The following is a 20,302-nucleotide window of genomic DNA, read 5'->3' as shown; positions in this document are numbered from 1 at the left end:
ATATTCATCATTCCTTCACAGAGCCGACCATGGCGCCTGTCGCAAAATGCTTCTGAAGGAACGGATACACCAACATGATAGGAATGGTTGCAATGACGACTGCAGCCATTTTCAAGGTTTCGGTCGGCAGCTGACGGTTCATTTGCAGGGACACAGCCTGACTGCCGCCTCCGCCGCCCATGGTAGTCGGGTCGACCAGCATGTTTTGCAAAAGCACCTGCAGCGGCCACTTCGACTGCTCGTTTATGAACATAATGCCATTAAAATAGGTATTCCAGTAGCCCACGGCAAAAAAGAGTCCGAAGGCGACGATCGCCGGAAGCGAAAGCGGAATAATGATCCGCCAGAACACACTGAGTTCAGTACACCCGTCAATGCGGGCGGCTTCATCAAGACTGACAGGGATGCTGTCAAAAAAGCCTTTCATCAAAAGCACGTACCATCCGCTCGTAAGCGACGGGAGAATGAGGGACCAGACGCTGTCGATCAATCCCAGGTTTCTCACGACCATATACAAGGGGACAAGCCCTGGAGTAAACAAGAAGGTTAGCAGGATCATGAACATCATCGTTTTGCGGAAACGAAGCCGCCGGCAGGAAATGGCGTATGCCAGTCCTCCCGTGACAATCAGGCTGAGTGCCGTTCCAACCGTAGCCAGAAAAATGCTGACCATCAAGGAATCCACAAACATGCCGTTTGCCAGCAGGTATTTATAGGCATCCAGTGACCAATTCTGTGGCCACAGGATCAAATCGCGGGTGTAATATTCCGTTGGATCGGTAAATGAAAGCACGATGGTGTAGTAAATCGGGAAGACCATCGCCAAGCTGATCAGGATCAGAAGTCCGGTGTTGGTTACGTTAAACAAGCGGTCCTTCCAGGACGTATTGAGTTCCATTAGATGACTCTCCTTTCTGCTGCCTTTAATATAAGCTCTCTTGGCCGAAGCGTTTGGCAGCCTTGTTCGCGCCGATGACCAGCGTTAGGCCTACAATGGATTTGAACAGACCGATCGCGGTGCTGTAGCTGAATTCACCCTGACGGATACCAACGCGGTACACATAAGTATCGAATACTTCGGCCACATCGGTAACTGCTGCGTTCATCATCAGGTAGACCTGCTCAAAGCCCGTATCCATAATGGTGCCGAGACGGAGAATGAACAGAATCATAATGACGTTCCGCATGGCAGGCAGCGTGACATGCCACATTCTGCGGAAGCGTCCGGCTCCATCGAGAACGGCTGCTTCATATAGCTGTGGATCGACGCCGGCGATGGCTGCGAGGAAGATGATTGTGCCCCAGCCCACTTCTTTCCAGATCGACTGCGCGGTCAGCATGCCCCAGAAGTAACTCGGATTGGATAAAATATCGATCGTGTTCTTATCCATCGCGGTGAGCAGCTTATTGAACAAGCCCTCGGACTGGGAAAACATCAGGTAGGTGAGACCGTAAATGAGCACCCAGGACAGAAAATGGGGGATATAGATCAGCGACTGCATGGTTCGTTTCAAGAACATGTTTCGGACTTCATTCAACATAAGCGCAAGAATAATCGGCGCTGGGAAAAAGAAAACCAGATTCATGAGGCTGATACCCAGCGTATTGCGCAGCAGCATCCAGAAATCGGGATTTGAGAAAAACCGGGTGAAATGCTCAAATCCTACCCACTCACTTCCGGCAATTCCAAGGTACGGGGAGTAATTCTGGAAAGCGATGACCAAATTGGTGATCGGAATATATTTGAAGATGATAAAAAACAAAATGCCTGGCAGAGCCAGCAGGTACAGGTACTTATCTCGTTTTAGGTCCGGCCATATCGGTCGTTTGGGTTGTCGCAGTTTGGCTTTCGGCTTCGATGCTAGCATCTGGCTACCTCTCTTTCTTTGGGTCAAAAGTTAACGTATAACCAAAATGTAAAGGCTTACAACATTTTCGGCAATTCGACTTTATTTCAAGTGTGCCAAAAGGCTTGATAGGCTGTTGTTACAAGCATTTTCTGGATTTCATTTCAAGCGATTGCACTTTTTTGACAATGTATTTTTTGGAGATTTTTGCCGAATAATCGCGTTTTTTCTTGTTGAAAGCCTTTCCATGTCACCTTCATTTCGATATGATGGATTAAACATGATCACGAATCATCAGAGTTCATCCGAATGGGATACTGTCAGGAGTGAGAGGTTTGGTTAAAGAGTGGACGAGGAGACTCGCATCAAAAGGAATCATGTACTGGAAAACCATTGCGCTTGCCATATTGCTCACATGCGTTCCGATTTCCATTGTGAGCTTCATCAGCTGGCATTTCGGCAATCAATACCTCATCAGGCAGCATCAGCAGAACAATGAAGAGCTGGTGAAGAACACCGCGCGGCAGATCGACGAGCAGTTTTCCCAGCTGGCTCAATATGCCCTGCACATGATTTCCAATCCCATATTAAAGACTTCCCTTGCCGATACGAACTTTGTGGATCAATTTGAAAAGACGCAGGAATTAAGCGATACGCTGTATTTTATCGAGAACGGGGATCCGATGATTGACCAGGCTTACCTGTATGTGGAGAAGCAGAATATGATCATGCAGCCCATGCTTGGTCTGCGCCCGCTGGATGACCCGGCGGATTCGGCTTCCTGGAAGAACATCATGCGTTCCGAGAAAGGCATTCTCTGGACGAATCATTTGGCCAGGCCTTTTCATCAGGGGGGCTCGTCGCATGCGATCGTGATGAAGTTGCCTTTTAACAGTCAGCAGCCGTACGGTGCACTTGTTATATACGTTAATCCTGCGAAGGTGAATCTGAATGCCAATTCCGAGCAGGTGGCCTTTGTTCTGGACGGGGAAGATACTCTGGTCGCCCAGTCCGATGCGAGCAAGCAGTATCCGGAGGTCATTCCCGATATTCAGGAGGTGCTGAGCACGACAAAGCGTTCTTACAACACCCAGACGCATTTCCAGCTGCCGGTGGAGAATGACAAATTGCTGGTGAGTTCGGTATCTTTCGAGAAAATGGGCGGTATCTGGACCTTTGTCTCCGGTACTCCTTCCTCAGCCATTACGGCCCCTACAGGGACTTACAAGCATGTCGTGCTCACTTACTGGGGTGTTTCCCTGCTGCTGGCGCTTGCCCTGAGCTGGTTCGCTTCTAAAAGCATGTACAGACCGATCCGCCGGATGGTGGATTTATTCAAAGAGGGCAAATCCGAGATGACGACGGAAAACAACGAACTGAAATATATCGAGGAAAAATGGCGGCAGTACCGCTCCGTGAACGAAACGCTGCAAAGCAATCTGAACCAGTCCATCCCGAAGGTTCGTGAGGCGCTGATTAACCAATTTCTATCAGGCCAAGCGGCGCATCTGACGGAATCCGAGATTGCCGAGAAGCTGCAGGGCCTCAAGCTGGATATTACGCAGCAGCATTTTTTCATCATTGTGTGCCAGATCCATCCCCTCAGCGAGGACCGCGGCCAGCTTTCGCCAAAGGATCACCAGCTGCTCACGTACGCGGCAGTCAATCTGCTGCATGAAATGTCCGTGCGCCTGGCCTCCTATGTGCATACCATCGATTTTATGGACGGCTCTTTTGCCGTCATCGGGTTTGTACCGGTAGCTTCGCCTGTTGAAGATCTGAAGCCGCCATTGATGGAATTGAGCGCAGACATGATAGATACGCTTCGGGATGTGCTGAATATGCCGGCAACCATCGTTGTAAACGGCCCTGCGGGGGTCTGGACGGATGTTCCTTACCTGCTGGAGCAAGCAAGAAGAGCACTGAGCTACCGCAGCTTTACGTCGGACAGTCAGCTGCTGGAAGCTGCCGTGGCACTGGAACAGGCGAAACAGGAGGTTGAATTCCCTTTCGAGCTGGAACAGGAGTTTACGCATACGCTGAACCTTGGTCTTGAGAATGAAGCTGTGGACATCCTGATCCGGTTCGTTACGGCACTTCAAAATGACGGGGCGCCGGAGTGGGTCGTGCATCAAGGTCTGATGCGTCTGAAGAACAGCTTGTACCGTTCGATGCTGCAGTCCAACCATAATCCGTATGCGCTGTATGATGGGGTGAAATTACAGAAGGAGCTTGAAGCGCTGCGGGATTCTCATGCCTGCATTGAGTGGTTTCGCGCCAGCATTATCAAGCCGTATATCGAAGTACTGAACAAAAGCTATCATCAGTCTATTAAACATGTGGTGGATCAAATCATACAGACAATTAACGAAAACTATATGAGCGATCTGTCGCTTGAAACCTTTGCCATGGAAGCGGGCGTGAGTGTGTCACAGCTGAGCAAGGCGTTCAGGCAGATGACGGGCTCGAATTATATCGATTACTTGACTGCGATCAAAATAAACCATTGCAAAAAGCTGCTCGTGACCACCGATATGAAGATCAGTGAAATTGCCAAAGCGGTCAGCTATCAGCCTCCGTATTTTAACCGGATGTTCAAGAAATTGGAGGGGATGACGCCAGGCCAGTATCGTGAGCAGTTCAATCCCGTACATGAGAATAAGAAGCAGGCGTAGTATTCGGAAGCTCTATCGATGGATCAAACGGAAGCTAAACAAGCGAAAACCCACCGTGTAAGGTTGGTCGCCTAACGGTGGGTTTCGCTGATGTTATTATTCACAAAATCATGACGATGCTTCTCGTTGGTACTCTTTTAAATTTACAGTTATATTTTTAACCTCTGACATATTCCCCATGTAATCTTCCAATGTAATACCTATGATGGATCCCTCTTTAGGTACAGGAAGTCCATTCAAATCATGATATCCCCTAATAAAGTAATCGGTTGTCTCGTCATTATACTCTTTCGTAGGTTTTACTGCCTCGCCATTGATTGTAATGTACATATGCCACCAATCTTTTGAAGAAGGTACATCGATCCCTAATGTATTCTCATCGATATAGTAGCTGCCATCGAATGCTTCGGAATATATATCTTTCATTTTACCTGCATAACTGACGGTATCTATGGCTTTACCTGTCGAATCCAAGGTGGATATTTTTAAGAGGTACCGATCATCGTCTTTCACGGGGACTTCAAATTTGGTAGAAGCCAATTCTTTATCTACGGTCTTGGTGTATGTATCTTTTCTACCATCGGTAAAACATAAGTCGAATCGAATCTTGCTGCATTCGTTTTCTTTTCCCCAGCTAATATCAAATCCTTCAGTGTCTTCATTAACCATCACATTGGATATGAAGTTCTTACTGTTAAGAGATATAATAGCTGGTTTACTTTCCGTATGATCGGAGCCAACAGCAGTCAATATAAGGGCCACGACATGTTTATCTAGGTTTTTCACATAAAAATTGTCGCCGTATATGCCGCCCAAAAATTCCTCGTTGCCATGAATAAGCTGTGCATAGAGATGGTATTGTTGTACCGTGCTATAATCTTCACGATCCCATACGACATTGATCTCATTGGTATGAAACCTATTTTTAATTTCAAATCCTTTAGGTGTACTTGGTGTGTAATCTTGTCCATCTGTGATTTTAAGTTCACCAATATTAACTTGATATCCTTGAACAGCCTTTCCCTTTGGATCAAAGACAAGTCCCAAGGCAGCAATTTCACGATTTGCATAAACGCTTAAATCCAATTCTGCTGTTACATATCCTTTTGTTTTCTCCCCGCTACCAGGTACAGTAATATATTCAACTTGATTGGGAGCATCTTTGAAGATAACCCCAAACTGAATCTCAGAATGATCTTTAACTGACGTTTTGTTATACGTAATCGAAGCTTTTGTTGTACTCTTTACGTCCAGATCCGTTTTATAAAGGCGCAGGAAGTTCTTTGAATCTAGAGTTCCGTTCACGACAAGTGAGCTTCCGCCTTTGTAGCCGCCAATCCGTTGATAGGTGAATTTATCCCCGTTCTCCACGGAGCCCCCATAATCAAAATCCGCTTGCAGCTTGGTTCCTTCTGTATCGATCCACCACTGCCACGTTGGAAGAATATCCTGTAAATTGATGTTTGACCACTCTTCGTTATTCGATACTTTACCATTCACATAGTATTTCATGCCGTGCCCAGTATTAAAGTTCGTCACAAAGGTACTTCCATTGATGACCGAACGTTCTGAGATGTATCTCGATATCCCTGTCCATTCTGAGGCATCTTTCAAGCCAACATCCGGCCTTGCGTACCCTTTCTGCTCCTCCGTATCGGTCGGATCAATCTTAACGCCGGTATACCACATACGCTCACGCTCGGCGATCATCCACTGATGATCGTCATCTCCTTGAAGATTCTTGCTTGGATCGCCTAGATTCTCGTCAAGCGCAGACTGAACAAAGTTCCCTCCCAATGTTGCAATCGATGTCAATGGATTCCCTGTTTCTAGATCTAGAATAACATCCAAATTTCGAGTCGAGTTATGAGTTCCCCCGAAGCCCCCCATTCCTGCCTCTACACCGGAAAAGACTGTTTTTAGAGGATCAATGCCTCTTCGTTTTGCTTCTTCAACGGTATTCTTAATATAGGATTGATCCGTGCTATCTCCATTATTCCAACCATCCGGCGAGTTCCAGTTATAGTTCATAAAGATGGAGTTATTAATGGTGGCGCCCATTTCGTCATCATGAATGAAAGAGCTGTGGGAAGGAATAAGTGAAGGCTGATAGGTCAGTTTTCCCTCTTTATCGTCCACCGTGTCATACCATTGTGTATATAAACCGGCATCTACCAACGTTTTCGTGAATGCCTTATATTTCTTAATATCTTCAGGCTTGATCGAGGTTTCCTGGTTGATGAAATACCCGTCAAAGCCGAAATATTCCTTCATTTCAATGAGCTTTTCGGCTACTGGGAATGTCCCGTCTTCTCGTTGTTTGAGCAAAAGATCATAAGGCTGTCCTTCGCGTGGGATAAAAATACAACCGACGGATTTCACGCCATTTTTATGCGCCGCATTCGTATAAGCCGGATTAGGCAAATCTACGATGCCATATTCAAATACTCTTTTTTCCCCCGATTCCGTAGGGTCATATATACTGGATGGCACATCCTCTGTTGCTGTCCCATGCCAGCCGCCATAATAATCTGTATACTGCCAGAAATTAAATAAATAGTTCGAAAACTCGTTATTGTAAGGCGTTGCGCCAAGGAAATAAGAGTCATAATCCCCAGTCAAGTTAAAAAACTCGGTTTCTGGACTAAGATTCGGATTCGCTTGTGTTGCAGCAAACGCCTGATTTCTTTTTTGTAAAGGCACAAAGGCTCTTAATCGATCCGCATTCGGATCTGTCTCTGGAGACCAATGCTCAATGTCCACAGCTCTATATCCGTGTGTTATCGGTTGATTCTTCCCAAAGGAATTTCTATTATTCACTGATCGTTCCTCCTATTTTGTAATGTAGTTTCTTTACATTTAGAAAGGTGTTTTACTTGTTGTTTAACAGTTAGATACATTTTGGTCTCGCCTTACTTTACACCTGAATTATACCATATTTTAGTAGTTTATACTGCAATGTGATGATTTTAGTAGAAAATGAGGTGAGTGGTCGTTGTTCGGTTTAAGCGGCTATTCGATTCGCTTCAGAAAGGCTCGGACGAAGCTTAGCAGTAGAGCGACATGCAGCGCGAGCCCGATCATGAAGGCAGCGGTGGAGACGACCGGATCACCTGAGATATCTGCCAAATATGCTTTGGCAGGCCAGAATGTAGGAATCAACGCTGCAGCGTACTGCCAGGGCACCGGAACGAACGCCGTGATGACGGGGCCGGCGAATAATAGTCCGCATAGTTTGGAGAGTGCAAGCCCCTCTACTTTATTCGCAGCGAAGGCTGCAAGGAATAACGTAATACATGGGGCCTCAAGCGTGAGTAAGAGTAGGGCGTACACACTTCCTAGCTCTTTGTCAGCGATTCCTGAGAAAAGATAGTAAAGCGCGGTCAGCGCGAATGACAGCAGACTAGGCAGAAATAATCGATAGACGAAATAGCCTTTGCGGGCAAGCGGTGTTACCGCATAGTAAGCGATCATATTCTCATCTCGCTCATCAAGCATCAGTAGGCCTGCCATCGTACCGGGCAACAGAGGAATAGTAATCACCAAGAACGCCGCGATGAACTCGGTATAGTCGGCCAAGCGAAAAGCATAGTGCTGTTCAATCCAATCCGACAGCGGTTGAAAGGCAAACCGTGTGAACAAGATGACAAATAGCGGTCCGAGCAGACTGGCCATCAGCATCGGGTCTTTCAACGTCTGTCTGGCATCTTGAATAAGGAGCGGACGGTAATTCCTCATTGTTGTTCCCTTCTTTCGTCTATTCTCAGCAAAATCCGACGTTCGAATGATCGGTGCGCCCAGATAAATGCTGCTGCATTCCACAATAGGAGAATGGTGAGGGCATAGATTATCTCACGCCATGTTAGATGCCGTACTGTGGATTGAAGCAGGAGGAGTGAGCCATGGGTCGGAAATATCAAGTACAAGCCCTCGCGGCCAATGCCGAAGAAATAGAGCAGGGGCAATGAAAATGGCAGAGAATAGAGCTGTGAGAGAAGAATAAACCCGTTAATCGAATGAGAGCGAGCGACCACACCGATCGATAAGAACGTAAAGAAGCTCGAAGTTAGCAGAATACCAAGTGTGAAAAGGATCGGTGATACAGGAATTCCTGCCGAGAAACCGTGAATCACCCATGCGGCAGCAGTGGAAAGAACCGATATCGATAGAGCCTTCGCCAGTAAATATTCCTGTAGCCGCAGCGGCGTTGCGAATAGATGATTGTGTATACCTTGGTCTTTCTCGAGCAAGATGATCCCTCCCGCGAGAATCAAACCGATCGCACTCGGATCTAAGAAGGTCAGCAGTATGATTACGGAATCTTGATAGTCCGCTCGGACGAAATGCAGTAGCAATAGGTAGAGAAGGCACACAATAACGTAAACCGCGTAGAACCCGTGCCGCCACTGGAATCGAATGTCATGCGATATTGTACTTGTCAATCTCATACCAGTGTTCTCCCCGTCACATCGATGAAGATTTGATCCAGCGTACCTTCTAAGGAGTGAAGCGTCTCAATAGGGTGTTGTCGTATCAGTTGCAAGAATCTTGTGTTCTCTCCAAGGTTGTGCATAGGGAATTCTTCGATATGCTTCTCATTCGATAGGGTATATTCGAGTCGTACCCGCTTCTGTCCATGATGGAGCTTCAATGCTCGCGGGGAGTCGATTAGAGAAATCTGCCCATCGACGATAAAAGCGACACGGTCGCACAGCTCTTCGGCTGCATGCATGTTATGCGTTGTGATAAGTACCGTCGTCCCGGCAGACTTTTGCTCTAGAATCAAGTCTTTCATGATCTTCGCATTGAGCGGATCGAGCCCCGAAGTGGGTTCGTCTAGGAATAGAATATCGGGGTGATGAAGGATCGCCCGGCAGAAATTTAGCCGCATTTTCATTCCTTTCGAAAATTGAGACACCTTCATATTCGCAGCCTGCTCCAGCCCGACTTTACGCAATATATCCATCGGATTGTCTTTCGATTTCTTGTAAAGGGACTGGAACATCTTCAAATTCTCAAGCGCCGTAAATTTACTGTAGAAATTCGGGAACTCAAAAGCGACACCGATCTTCTCGTAGTAATCAGGGCCAAGATCGCGTATTTCTTGACCCTGAACCTGCACGCTTCCTGTATAGTTTCGTAGTGCGCCGATTAATATTTTTTGGGTCGTGCTCTTGCCGGCTCCCGAAGGGCCAAGAAATCCGAAAACTTCACCGCGGGCAATCGAGAAGTCGATTCCCTGCAAGGTTCTCTTGTTAGCTCCCGGATAACGGTAACTTAATTGTTCGACGTTAATCATCCGAAAGATCCGTCCTTTCGCTTGCTTTTTGCAATCATTCCCTCTGCGAGCATATCCACAAGCAATTCGATGGTGGCTGTATAGCTGTGCTCACCAATCTCCTTCTTGTGCAGGGATAGAAGAACAATCGCCCGGAACATGCTGACGATCAGTTCTGGCGGGGCGTCACTTAAAATGCCGCTATTCTGCCATTTCTGGGCGACTGGCATCATCGCATCTTGATCATCACGGTAGTTCTGTTCGAGCAGCTCACTAGGCAGCTTACGGATCAGATATTCAAATTCCCCTTCCAGATACATTTGACGAATGAGCGGGTTCTCGCTCATGAGGCGTAAGCCGTCTAACATAAAGTCGCGAATGCTCTCTTTCGTGACAGCGTCATTCGAAGAAATGGACTGAAGCATGCTCTCCCGGATGGAAGCTTCTTCGTTCAATAGAATTTCATAGCAAAGCTCTTCCTTGGACTTGTAAAACATATAGAAAGACCCTTGCGCAATGCCGACTGCTTTTGTTAAGTCTTCAATACTGGTTTTTTTGAGGCCTAAGGTTTCGAAGCTTTTTTGGCCAACCTCGAGCAGTTTCTGGCGGATTTGTTCTTTCTCTTGATCATTGAATTTTCTAGGCATGGATCCCGTTTCACCTCAATTTATGATTTTATGAATAATTTTATTTTGTATTCATAAAAAGATCATAGATTGATTGGATGGAATTGTCAATCCCTTTTATAGCCCCATATAAATAGCCCCCGGCGCATGAATTGCGCTCGGGGGCCGCTCGATGTTCTGATCGCTGGCTGCGTTCAGGCCGCTGCCTAGTAATCGGACCAATCACGGTCGCCTGACAGGAATTTTTCGGTCAGAATCGACAGGAGCTGAATACCGACCTCGTTTTCCCCGCCTTCGGGAATAATCAGATCGGCGTATTTTTTGGAAGGCTCAATAAATGCCTCGTGCATCGGTTTGACCGTAGTCAGGTACTGCTGGTAAACCGATTGGATCGAACGGCCGCGTTCCTCGATGTCACGAACGACGCGGCGCAGAATGCGGACATCGGGATCAGTGTCGACGAACACCTTGATATCCAGCATTTCGCGAAGCTTTTCGTCGGACAGGACATGCAGTCCTTCGATAATGACGATATTGTTCGGTTTTAGTTCGAGTGTTTCCGTTGTGGAGCGGGCATGGACCGTAAAATCATATACCGGTGCGAACGCTGCCTCTCCTGCCCGCAGCTGGGCAAGATGCTCAATCAGCAGCTCATTATCAAAGGCGAAGGGATGATCGTAATTAATCAGTGCCCGTTCATCCATAGTAAGATGTTTGTGATCTTTATAATAGTTATCCTGGGATATAAACGTAACTTTTCCCGTACCAAGACGGTCAATGACGGAGCGGGCTACTGTCGTTTTGCCGGAGCCTGTTCCGCCTGCGATACCAATAATGAGCATGGCTTGTATATTAACCTCCCTGATCGATTTGCCGGTGCAATTCCAGTATTGTAGCACAGCATGCAATTTTTTTCACCTTGGATTCACACACCATGGAAGAATGTGAAAAAGTTGCTCTTTTACCGGGCGTGGGCTATCGTTGGAAGTGTATAAGATAACCTGAGGACGGAAGGGATGAATTGGAATGCAAAATAAAGTGATTTTTCTAACCACGGACAGCATGGGCAACGGAGAACGGGAGCTCGGGACGCAGATTTTAGAGACGTTCTTTACCCTCCTGAAGCAGAGAGAGCAGCTGCCTGCGGCAATTTTTTGCGCTAATCGGGGCGTACTTGCCCTTACGGAACAGTCTCTGGCCTCTGTACATCTGAAAGAGCTGGCGGATCAAGGCGTGCCGGTACTGGCTTGCGCGACCTGTGTAGACTACTATGGTGTTCGCGAACAGCTGACGGCAGGCGGGATTTCGAGTATGGGTTATTTTATGGAGCTGGCTGAGAAATATGAAGTCATGACACTCGCTTAAGGTCGGCGAACCATTGGAAAAAGCTCCGCATCTGAAGATGCAGAGCTTTTTTTGTTACTACCGCAAAAAGCGGACTGTCTTTATGTAGGTTGAAAATTATAGCTCAATAAATCGGGCAATCTACAGTAAGGCCGCAATTTTATATGTACAAAAATACATATTTTTTGCATTGTAATCGCTAACAAAAAGACCTATTAGCAGCGATTAGTCATTAGTACCATTTCTCAGCCCATTCCTCCACAGCTCGCAGAGCTCTCCCAAGTTCCGTTCCTTTTCTGGTTAAGGAGTACTCTGTACGAATGGGGCGGTCCGTAATGACGTTGCGAATCACAATTCCGCTATCCTCCAGCTCCTTGATCCGTTCATTAAGCATGCGCTTGCTTAGGTCGGGAATATAGGCCTGAATCTCGCTAAAGCGTTTGGGCTCCTCCATCAAGGTATGAATAATGAGATTAACCCACTTTTTCCCTGTAATCTGGTAGGCCAATTCTACCTTTTGACATAACGGATTGTCGTGTTTTTCACCAGTCATTATCATTCACTCCTCCACTTTCGTGGTTACTAAACATTATTAAGTTACCAATTAAGCTAAAATGGCGAAATACGGATAGCTCCATAACGATTATACAACATAATATCACGGAAAGCGTTGCCATTAAAGGTCAAAAGTCGCTGTTCATAATTTGGACAAGAACTGTTTGACAGAGCGGAAAAATGGGTTTAATATTGGCCATGTTAAGTAATCGGGTTATTTTAAGTAACCATTATTGTATAAGAGACCGCTGCTGGTCTCCTTATGCGTTGTGGTGGAATGGAGGAATGAAGTATGGACAATATGACATTTGTCTTGTTTGGCGGGACCGGAGATTTGGCAAGAAGAAAAATCTATCCTGCTTTATTCAATCTGTATATAGATCACAAAATGCCTGAATCGTTTTCGATTATCGCGATGGGCAGAAAAGAGCAGTCACATGCTGATTTTCAGCAAATTGTAGCGAAATCGCTGCAGACTTTTTCGAGAAGAGGCGCAAACGATCCGGCTGTTATGGACGCTTTCCTACAATCCATTCGTTACTCTTCCCTCAATGTGAATAATGTGGAGGATTACAGTAAACTGCGGGGTCTTGTAGAGTCACGGGAAAAGGAGCTTAACATCTCGGGAAATCGCATTTTTTATCTCTCTGTGGCGCCGGAGTTTTTTGAAACAATTGCTTCGAACATCAAGGAAAGCGGTCTTGATTCGATAAGTGGCTGGAAACGTCTGATTATCGAGAAACCGTTTGGACGCGATTTGGAATCGGCACGTCACCTGAATGAGGAACTCAGCAAGGTGTTTGAGGAAGAAGAAATCTACCGCATTGACCATTACCTCGGCAAACCGATGGTGCAAAATCTTGAAATTCTCGAATCCTCCAACCCTATTCTTAAGGCCCTTTGGTCCAATCACCATATTGCCAACGTGCAAATCACCGCGAGCGAAATCGTGGGCGTTGAAGAAAGAGCCGGATACTATGACAATTCAGGAGCCATCCGCGACATGGTGCAAAACCATATGCTGCAGCTTCTCATGATGATTAGTATGCGTCTTCCGCGCAAGAGCGATGCGAGCGAAGTCCGTATGAAGAAGAAAAACGTCATGAAATCCCTGCGTCCACTGCAAATGGAAGACATCGCGAAGAACGTAATCCGCGGACAGTACACAGCAGGTAGAATTCAAGGCAAGCCTGTGGCAGGTTATACCGATGAGCCGAACGTTCCGAAATCCTCGAACAACGATACCCTTATTGCTCTCCGTTTATGGATTGATAATTACTTCTGGAGCGAAGTTCCTTTCTACATTCGTACAGGAAAACGTATGGCGGAAAAATCTACGCGGATCGTCATTGAATTTAAAGAGCCTTTAAAAGGACAAACTACCACGAGCGACCCTAATCTCCTGGTCATCGAAATTAATCCAAACGAAGGCATCTTTATTCAATTAAACAAAAAAGACCCAATGAACACCGAAAAGCTGGAGCCGATGCGCATTAACTTCTTCTCCAATGGAAAGGAACAGCCGGAAGCTTACGAAAATCTGATTTTCGATGCTGTCCGCGGCGATTCCACCTTTTTCGCTCACTGGGATGAAGTTGAGCTTTCTTGGGAGTATGTGCAGCCGATTTTGGATGCGTTCGAGCAGGATCTAATTCCGTTATCTTACTATCCTGCAGGCTCCAACGGCCCTGAGGCTTCCGATCAATTGCTTGAGGCGGACGGATTCAAATGGTGGCTGGATAAAGACCCGGCTGCAGAAAAAGCGGAAGATAAGGAACTGGTGTCTCAGTCCTAATCGCAAAGAAATCATACTGGTCAGTATTAGAGATAAAAAAATTAAATCAAATAGTGGACTACAACAAGCGTTGGAACGTAGGGGACGGATTCGTTCTGGAGAAGCGGCAGCGTTCGCCTTTGTCTCCGGATTTCTCCCTTAGAAAAGGGATATAATCAGGAAATCTGGAGACAACAGCGATCGGAAGAATGAACCGTTACCGGTGGTCACCACGCTTGAAAAGCTATTTGAGTTAATAGAAAAAACAGCATGGTGTGGAGGTAATATAATGAAAGTCGGATTAGTTGGATTAGGAAAAATGGGTTTGAACCTGGGACAAAATCTTTTGGATCATAACCATAACGTGGTAGCTTTTGACTTGAATACAGCTGCGGTTGAGGAACTGAAAAGCAAAGGCGCCGAAGGCGCTGCAAGCTTGAAAGAGCTTGTTGCCGCGATGGAATCTCCAAGAATCGTTTGGATCATGGTTCCACATTCGGTTGTTGATTCAGTTCTAGACGAATTGTCGCCGCTTCTGTCGAAGGGCGATATTGTCATCGAAGCAGGAAACTCCCATTATAAAGAATCGATCGCCAGATACAACAAGCTGAAGGAAATCGGCGTGAGCTTCCTTGATGTAGGTACTTCCGGCGGTATGGAAGGCGCTCGTAACGGCGCATGTTATATGATCGGCGGAGATCAGGAAGCTTGGAACATCGCTGAGCCGATCTTTAAAGATACTGCGGTTGAGAATGGATACCTTTATGCAGGTAAATCCGGCAGCGGACATTTCCTGAAAATGGTCCACAACGGTGTGGAATACGGTATGATGGCTGCGATCGGCGAAGGCTTTGAAGTACTGGAGAAAAGTGAATTTGATTTTGACTACGAGAAAGTGGCACGCGTATGGAATAACGGCTCTGTCATCCGCTCTTGGCTCATGGAATTGACTGAGCAAGCTTTCTCCAAGGACGCGAAGCTGGATGGCATCAAAGGCGTTATGCAGTCTTCTGGTGAAGGCAAATGGACCGTGGAGACCGCTTTGGATCTGCAAACCGCAACTCCAGTTATTGCATTGTCCCTCCTGATGCGTTATCGTTCTCTTGAGAACGATACGTTTACCGGCAAGGTTGTTGCCGCACTTCGTAACGAATTCGGCGGCCACGCTGTAGTCAAGAACTAAACAAAACTCGAAATCAATGGAGGTAAGTGAATCATGAAATTTTTCATCGATACTGCGAATCTTGAGGACATCAAAAAAGCGTATAAAGTCGGCGTATTGTCTGGCGTAACGACAAACCCTTCCCTGGTTGCCAAAGAAGGAGTGAAGTTCGAAGACCGCATTGCTGAAATTTTGCAAGCCGTACCTGAAGTGGAATCGGTATCTGCCGAAGTAACTCCGGATGCTGAAACAGCAGCAGAGATGATCGCACAAGCTGAAGAGCTGATCAAGATCAACGGCGGCGACAAAAATATCACGATCAAACTTCCTATGACACTCGATGGTCTTGAAGCATGCCGCTACCTGACCCAAAAAGGCGTGAAAACAAACGTTACCCTGATTTTCACAGTGAACCAGGCTTTGCTGGCTGCACGTGCAGGCGCAACGTATGTTTCCCCATTTCTGGGCCGCCTCGACGATATTTCGGAAGACGGCGTACTGCTGGTAACCAAAATTGCTGAGTTGTTCCGTGTGCATAACCTGAATGCGCAAATCATTGCAGCTTCGGTTCGCCACCCGGATCATGTAACCCGTGTTGCCTTGGCTGGTGCTCATATCGCAACCGTTCCGTTCAGCGTCATTGCTCAGCTTGCCAAGCATCCTTTGACGGATCAAGGCATCGAGAAATTCGCAGCTGATTGGAAAAACGCTATAAAATAATATTCGCTTCAATAAGCTTATAAAGTAAAGCATTGAAGCTGAAGGCCCGCAAGAAAAGATCACTTGCTCACAAGTGCTCTTCTTGTGGGTTTTTTGCTGTATCAAAATCCTGCAATGGAAAGAAAGGGAAAAGTTGGCTATAATCTTTGCTGTAAGCGCTGCCGCGAAATACAAAAAGACCAGCGGAAGCCGGGGGACATGAGAGAGATGAAGGGAGGATGTAAGAATGACGCAGAAGTTCGAAACCCGTATTGTCCATTCTTTGGTGAAGATTTTTCCTGATCAGGAACTGGCGGAGACCGCCGCGGCTTCGGGCGCCGCGCTTTTGAACGAGGTTTTTTCCTATCAAGTAGCCTATCGTTCGAAGCATCTGATGCCTGAGGTCAAGGTAACCGCGGAGTCCGGTATTGGCGATCGGATTACGCTGCGCAGCGTCGGCCTGGTGCCATCGGAGTATCCTGTGCAGCACGATCATGACGATAACATGCTCCGGACCACGCCCGGCCTGTACCCGGATCCGCTGCTGCCGCTGAACGGCGATGGCGTGCTGCGTGCGTATCCGGGGCAATGGCGTTCGATTTGGATCACGGTGAATCCGCAAAATGAGGTGAAGCCCGGTCTGTATCCAATCGTGATTCGTTTTGAGTCGGCATCCGGTGACAAGCTGGCGGAGGAGCGCTTCGAGCTGGAGATCATCGGCGCCTCGCTGCCGAAGCAGCAGCTGCTCCATACGGAGTGGTTCCATACGGACTGCCTGACCACCCATTACCATACGGAAGCTTTCGACGAAAAGCATTGGGGCCTGCTTAGAAAGTACATACAAACCGCCGTTGAGCATGGCGTCAACATGCTGCTAACCCCTCTGTTCACGCCGCCGCTCGATACGGAGGTCGGGGGCGAGCGTCCGACGGTGCAGCTGGTGGACGTCGAGGTGACGGGCGAGGATGGATACCGTTTCGGATTCGACCGCCTGAAGCGCTGGACGGATCTATGCGATGCCTGCGGCATCGAGTATTTCGAATTCTCGCATCTGTTCACACAGTGGGGCGCGCAGCACGCGCCGAAAATCATGGCAACCGTTGATGGCGAAACGAAGCGCATCTTCGGTTGGGAGACCGACGCTTCGGGCGAAGCTTATCGTGCTTTCCTGAACCAGTTCCTGCCGCAGCTGGTGGACTGGATTCGGGAGAATGGGCTGGAAAGCCGTAGCTATTTCCATATTTCCGATGAGCCGACGCTGGATCACCTGGGCTCTTACGGAAGCGCCCGCAATATCGTCAAGGACCTGCTCGAGGGATTCCCGATCATCGATGCGCTGTCGGATTACGATTTTTATGAAAAGGGTTTGGTGGAGAATCCGATCCCGGCCAACAATCACATCGATCCTTTCCTGGAGCACGGGGTAACGCCGCTGTGGACGTATTACTGCGTCTCGCAGTACAAGAAGGTATCCAATCGCTTCTTCAGCATGCCGTCCGCGCGCAACCGGATTTTGGGCTACCAGCTATATAAATACGATGTGGCGGGATTTTTGCATTGGGGCTTCAATTTCTGGTATACGCAGTATTCCAAGCGGGTGATTGATCCGTTCCGTGTGACGGACGCAGGCGGCGCTTTCCCTTCCGGCGATGCTTTTCTGGTATATCCGGGCGAGGAAGGTCCGATTGAATCAATCCGGATGGAAGTGCTTCGTGAAGCTTTACAGGACTTGCGTGCGCTGCGCCTGCTGGAGAGCATTCTGGGCCGGGAGGCTGTACTTGAAGCTCTGGACGAGGGCTTGGAAGAACCGATCACGTTCAGTAGCTTCCCAAGGGATGCCGACTGGCTTCTATCCAAACGGGAGTGGATGAACGGCAAGATTAAAGAGCATATCCATAAGAGTGCGGTTTCCTCATAAAATTATATTTACCAAGGACTTCATTCAAGGTAAGGTTGCCTATTTTGCAGCCATGCTCGGATGAAGTCTTTTTTCATTACAGGGCACTGTTTTCGTGTTGACCCCGCTTAATTTTTTGGAAAATTGAACCATTACCACCTTTGATTCGTATTATTAGTATCTCTATGACAAAAGGAGGAACATTCATGAAAAAAAGGCTGTTATGGGTGCTTGCCGCTGCCATGGCGTTGACGCCGCTTGTGCCTGCAGGAGCGAGTGCTGCAAGTGAGGTTTCGGTTTCCGATCAGGCTTCCAAAACGTACAACCTCGAACAATTGGCTGCGGAGAAGGCAGCACTGCTCACCAAGGATTACGGCACGACCAGCGTCCAGTACGCATTGATTGACAAGGGCAGGATCACGCTATCGGGACAGACAGGCAAAAACGATGCGCAAGGCAAGGTCCCCTTGACTAGGGAAACGATGTACGGCATCGGCTCGACGAGCAAAATGTTCACGACCGCAGCCGTCATGAAGTTGGTGGATGAGGGGAAAGTGAATTTGGATACCCCTTTGGTGAAATACATACCCGACTTCAAAATGAAAGACGAACGTTACAAGCAAATCACTCCGCGCATGCTGCTGAACCACTCTTCCGGCCTACAGGGCTCGAGTTTGGGGAATGCTTTTTTGTTCAATGACAATGATTCGTATGCGCATGATACACTGCTAACGCATCTGGCATCCCAAAGCCTCAAGGCGGACCCGGGTGCCTTTTCCGTATACTGCAACGACGGGTTCACGCTTGCCGAAATTTTGGTCGAAAGGGTTAGCGGCGTGGATTTTACCGCATTCATCCATGATAATTTTATGAAGCCGCTAGGCATGGACCACACCAAGACATCGCAGGAAGTATTGGAACCCGGCAAGCTCGCGGGACTGTATTATCCGGCTTATCCTGGACAGCTTCCGAACGAAACGGTGAACGTTATCGGCACCGGTGGCATTTATTCGACGGCCGAGGATTTGGTGCGGTTCTCGCAAATGTTCACGGGGCAAAATGAAGGCCTTCTTTCTAGTTCATCGGTCCGCGCCATGGAGCAAGCGGAATACAAGAAAGGCTTGTGGCCTAAGGATACCGACAACTCGCTTGACTTCGGTCTTGGCTGGGACAGCGTCAGATTGTTTCCTTTTAACGATTATGGAATGACGGGCCTCGTCAAAGGTGGAGACACGATCTTGTATCATGCCTCCCTGGTGGTGCTCCCCGAGCAAAATTTGGCGGCGGCCGTGCTTTCTTCCGGTGGCTCCAGCTCGACGAACCAGCTGCTCGCAAGCGAGCTGCTCCTGCAGGCGCTTAAGGAGAAAGGCGTCATCAAGGAGATCAAGCCGGCAAAATCTTTCGGCAAGCCGGTGAAAGCCGACATGCCAAACGAAGTAGCGGAGCATGCGGGTTACTATGGTTCCATCGGCCAACAGATCAAGATATCCATTCAAAAAGGTGAACTGACCCTCTCGGTTCCGACCATACCGGGATATCCGGAGGAGAAGTTCGTATACACTTCGGACGGAACGTTCGTGAACGAAGACGGCAGCTCGAAGCTTAGCTTTGTGACGGAGAAAAACGGACACACGTACCTGTGGTCAAGACAATACACGAACGTACCGGGGCTGGGGCAGATGGCTTTATCCCACTATCTGGCCGAGAAGCTGGAGGAACATCCCGTCACTCCAGAGACAGCCACCGCATGGGCAAAGCGGGATGGAAAGACATTCTATCCTGTAAGCGAAAAATACAGCTCGATCATGTATATGATCAAGCCGACCCTTGATGTTACCCTAACGAAGGATATGCCGGGCTATCTCGGGGATAAAGCCATCACGGGGCCGGATACCGCGGCGGGACAACTTCAAATCCCAGCCATGGGAGGCCGCGATTCGGCGGAATACCACTTTTTCTTGAAAGATGGCGTAGAGTACCTAGAGGCAGCAGGAAGCCTGTATATCGGCGAGGATGGGGTAAAGACGCTTTATCCCGGAAAACAATCGAACGTTACAGTGCAGCCGAGCGGTGATGCCAAGTGGTACAGTGTGCCCGCGTCGGCTGCCGGTAAGACGATGAAAGTCGATATGCCTACTCGAGGCTCGTTTGCGGTGTATGACGCGGCGGGCAGCTGCGTGAATTATTCGGTGCTTAGCGGCAGCTATGAAGCCGTGCTCCCGGATAAAGGCACGATCGTGTTTGCCGGCGACCCGGGCTCGGCATTCCGCATCACATTGAAACAGTCGAAATAATTGCATCGTGGTCCCACCGTCAGGCGACAGCCTGCGGTGGGATTTTTCTGCTGGACAAAACGCTAATAAACGGATATTCATTTTTCAATACGATTGTGAATTTATGAACAAATTTTGAAAATTAACCTTTAACCCCTTGCAATGTGAAAAA

General features: G+C 47.9%; 16 protein-coding genes. 7 read left to right on the top strand and 9 right to left on the bottom strand.

The features are described from left to right. Positions 1–7: 7 nt before the first annotated feature. Both MUG84_RS10340 and MUG84_RS10335 read right to left on the bottom strand, forming a co-directional pair. Complete coding sequence (locus tag MUG84_RS10340; RefSeq protein ID WP_244724766.1) at positions 8–898, bottom strand: carbohydrate ABC transporter permease; 891 nt, start codon at positions 896–898, stop codon at positions 8–10. 25 nt (positions 899–923) lie between these two features. Further along, entirely contained in the window at positions 924–1,868 is a 945-nt protein-coding gene (locus tag MUG84_RS10335; protein ID WP_244724763.1) for an ABC transporter permease, read from the bottom strand. Positions 1,869–2,182: 314 nt separating this feature from the next. On the opposite strand from MUG84_RS10335, the gene MUG84_RS10330 reads away from it, so the two are divergent. Then, positions 2,183–4,522 (top strand): AraC family transcriptional regulator, encoded by a 2,340-nt coding sequence (locus MUG84_RS10330; protein WP_244724762.1) that lies wholly within the window; start codon positions 2,183–2,185, stop codon positions 4,520–4,522. Between the two features lie 108 nt (positions 4,523–4,630). Here the strand turns inward: MUG84_RS10330 and MUG84_RS10325 are convergent, their stop codons facing one another. From MUG84_RS10325 to udk, 6 genes are all read right to left on the bottom strand, one after another. Then, positions 4,631–7,342, bottom strand: a complete 2,712-nt coding sequence (locus MUG84_RS10325; RefSeq protein WP_244724761.1) for an endo-beta-N-acetylglucosaminidase — start codon at positions 7,340–7,342, stop codon at positions 4,631–4,633. Positions 7,343–7,534: 192 nt separating this feature from the next. Continuing rightward, a complete protein-coding gene (locus tag MUG84_RS10320; protein ID WP_244724760.1) occupies positions 7,535–8,260 on the bottom strand; it encodes an ABC transporter permease in 726 nt (241 codons plus the stop codon). Then, positions 8,257–8,970, bottom strand: a complete 714-nt coding sequence (locus MUG84_RS10315; protein ID WP_244724759.1) for a fluoroquinolone export ABC transporter permease subunit — start codon at positions 8,968–8,970, stop codon at positions 8,257–8,259. Before MUG84_RS10315 ends, MUG84_RS10320 begins: the two co-directional genes overlap by 4 nt. Continuing rightward, positions 8,967–9,821: an ABC transporter ATP-binding protein gene (locus MUG84_RS10310; protein WP_244724757.1), complete on the bottom strand. Its 855-nt coding sequence runs from the start codon at positions 9,819–9,821 to the stop codon at positions 8,967–8,969. Before MUG84_RS10310 ends, MUG84_RS10315 begins: the two co-directional genes overlap by 4 nt. Next, complete coding sequence (locus MUG84_RS10305; RefSeq protein ID WP_244724755.1) at positions 9,818–10,447, bottom strand: TetR/AcrR family transcriptional regulator; 630 nt, start codon at positions 10,445–10,447, stop codon at positions 9,818–9,820. Before MUG84_RS10305 ends, MUG84_RS10310 begins: the two co-directional genes overlap by 4 nt. Before the next feature lie 185 nt (positions 10,448–10,632). Further along, on the bottom strand, positions 10,633–11,268 hold the full coding sequence (gene udk / locus MUG84_RS10300) for a uridine kinase (RefSeq protein ID WP_244724967.1): 636 nt from the start codon (positions 11,266–11,268) through the stop codon (positions 10,633–10,635). 184 nt (positions 11,269–11,452) lie between these two features. On the opposite strand from udk, the gene MUG84_RS10295 reads away from it, so the two are divergent. After that, positions 11,453–11,791: a DsrE family protein gene (locus MUG84_RS10295; RefSeq protein ID WP_244724753.1), complete on the top strand. Its 339-nt coding sequence runs from the start codon at positions 11,453–11,455 to the stop codon at positions 11,789–11,791. Between the two features lie 211 nt (positions 11,792–12,002). On the opposite strand, the gene MUG84_RS10290 is transcribed toward MUG84_RS10295, so the two are convergent. Continuing rightward, on the bottom strand, positions 12,003–12,323 hold the full coding sequence (locus tag MUG84_RS10290; RefSeq protein ID WP_244724750.1) for a winged helix-turn-helix transcriptional regulator: 321 nt from the start codon (positions 12,321–12,323) through the stop codon (positions 12,003–12,005). 294 nt (positions 12,324–12,617) lie between these two features. On the opposite strand from MUG84_RS10290, the gene zwf reads away from it, so the two are divergent. From zwf to MUG84_RS10265, 5 genes are all read left to right on the top strand, one after another. Further along, the gene (zwf, locus tag MUG84_RS10285; protein ID WP_244724748.1) at positions 12,618–14,120 is read left to right on the top strand and encodes a glucose-6-phosphate dehydrogenase; all 1,503 of its coding nucleotides are present in this window, start codon (positions 12,618–12,620) and stop codon (positions 14,118–14,120) included. A gap of 268 nt (positions 14,121–14,388) precedes the next feature. Further along, on the top strand, positions 14,389–15,282 hold the full coding sequence (gnd, locus tag MUG84_RS10280; RefSeq protein ID WP_244724746.1) for a phosphogluconate dehydrogenase (NAD(+)-dependent, decarboxylating): 894 nt from the start codon (positions 14,389–14,391) through the stop codon (positions 15,280–15,282). 33 nt (positions 15,283–15,315) lie between these two features. Then, positions 15,316–15,981 carry a fructose-6-phosphate aldolase gene (gene fsa, locus MUG84_RS10275; RefSeq protein ID WP_244724743.1) on the top strand — a complete coding sequence of 222 codons (666 nt, stop codon included), beginning with the start codon at positions 15,316–15,318 and terminating at the stop codon, positions 15,979–15,981. 226 nt (positions 15,982–16,207) lie between these two features. Beyond that, a complete protein-coding gene (locus tag MUG84_RS10270; protein WP_244724741.1) occupies positions 16,208–17,878 on the top strand; it encodes a DUF4091 domain-containing protein in 1,671 nt (556 codons plus the stop codon). A gap of 185 nt (positions 17,879–18,063) precedes the next feature. Next, complete coding sequence (locus MUG84_RS10265) at positions 18,064–20,151, top strand: serine hydrolase domain-containing protein (protein ID WP_244724739.1); 2,088 nt, start codon at positions 18,064–18,066, stop codon at positions 20,149–20,151. The last annotated feature ends 151 nt before the right edge of the window (positions 20,152–20,302 follow it).

Source organism: Paenibacillus mangrovi (genome assembly GCF_022898935.1).
GTDB lineage: Bacteria > Bacillota > Bacilli > Paenibacillales > Paenibacillaceae > Paenibacillus_AQ > Paenibacillus_AQ mangrovi.
Note: the sequence above shows the minus strand (reverse complement) of the source record. Positions and strands in the feature narration are given on the sequence as shown.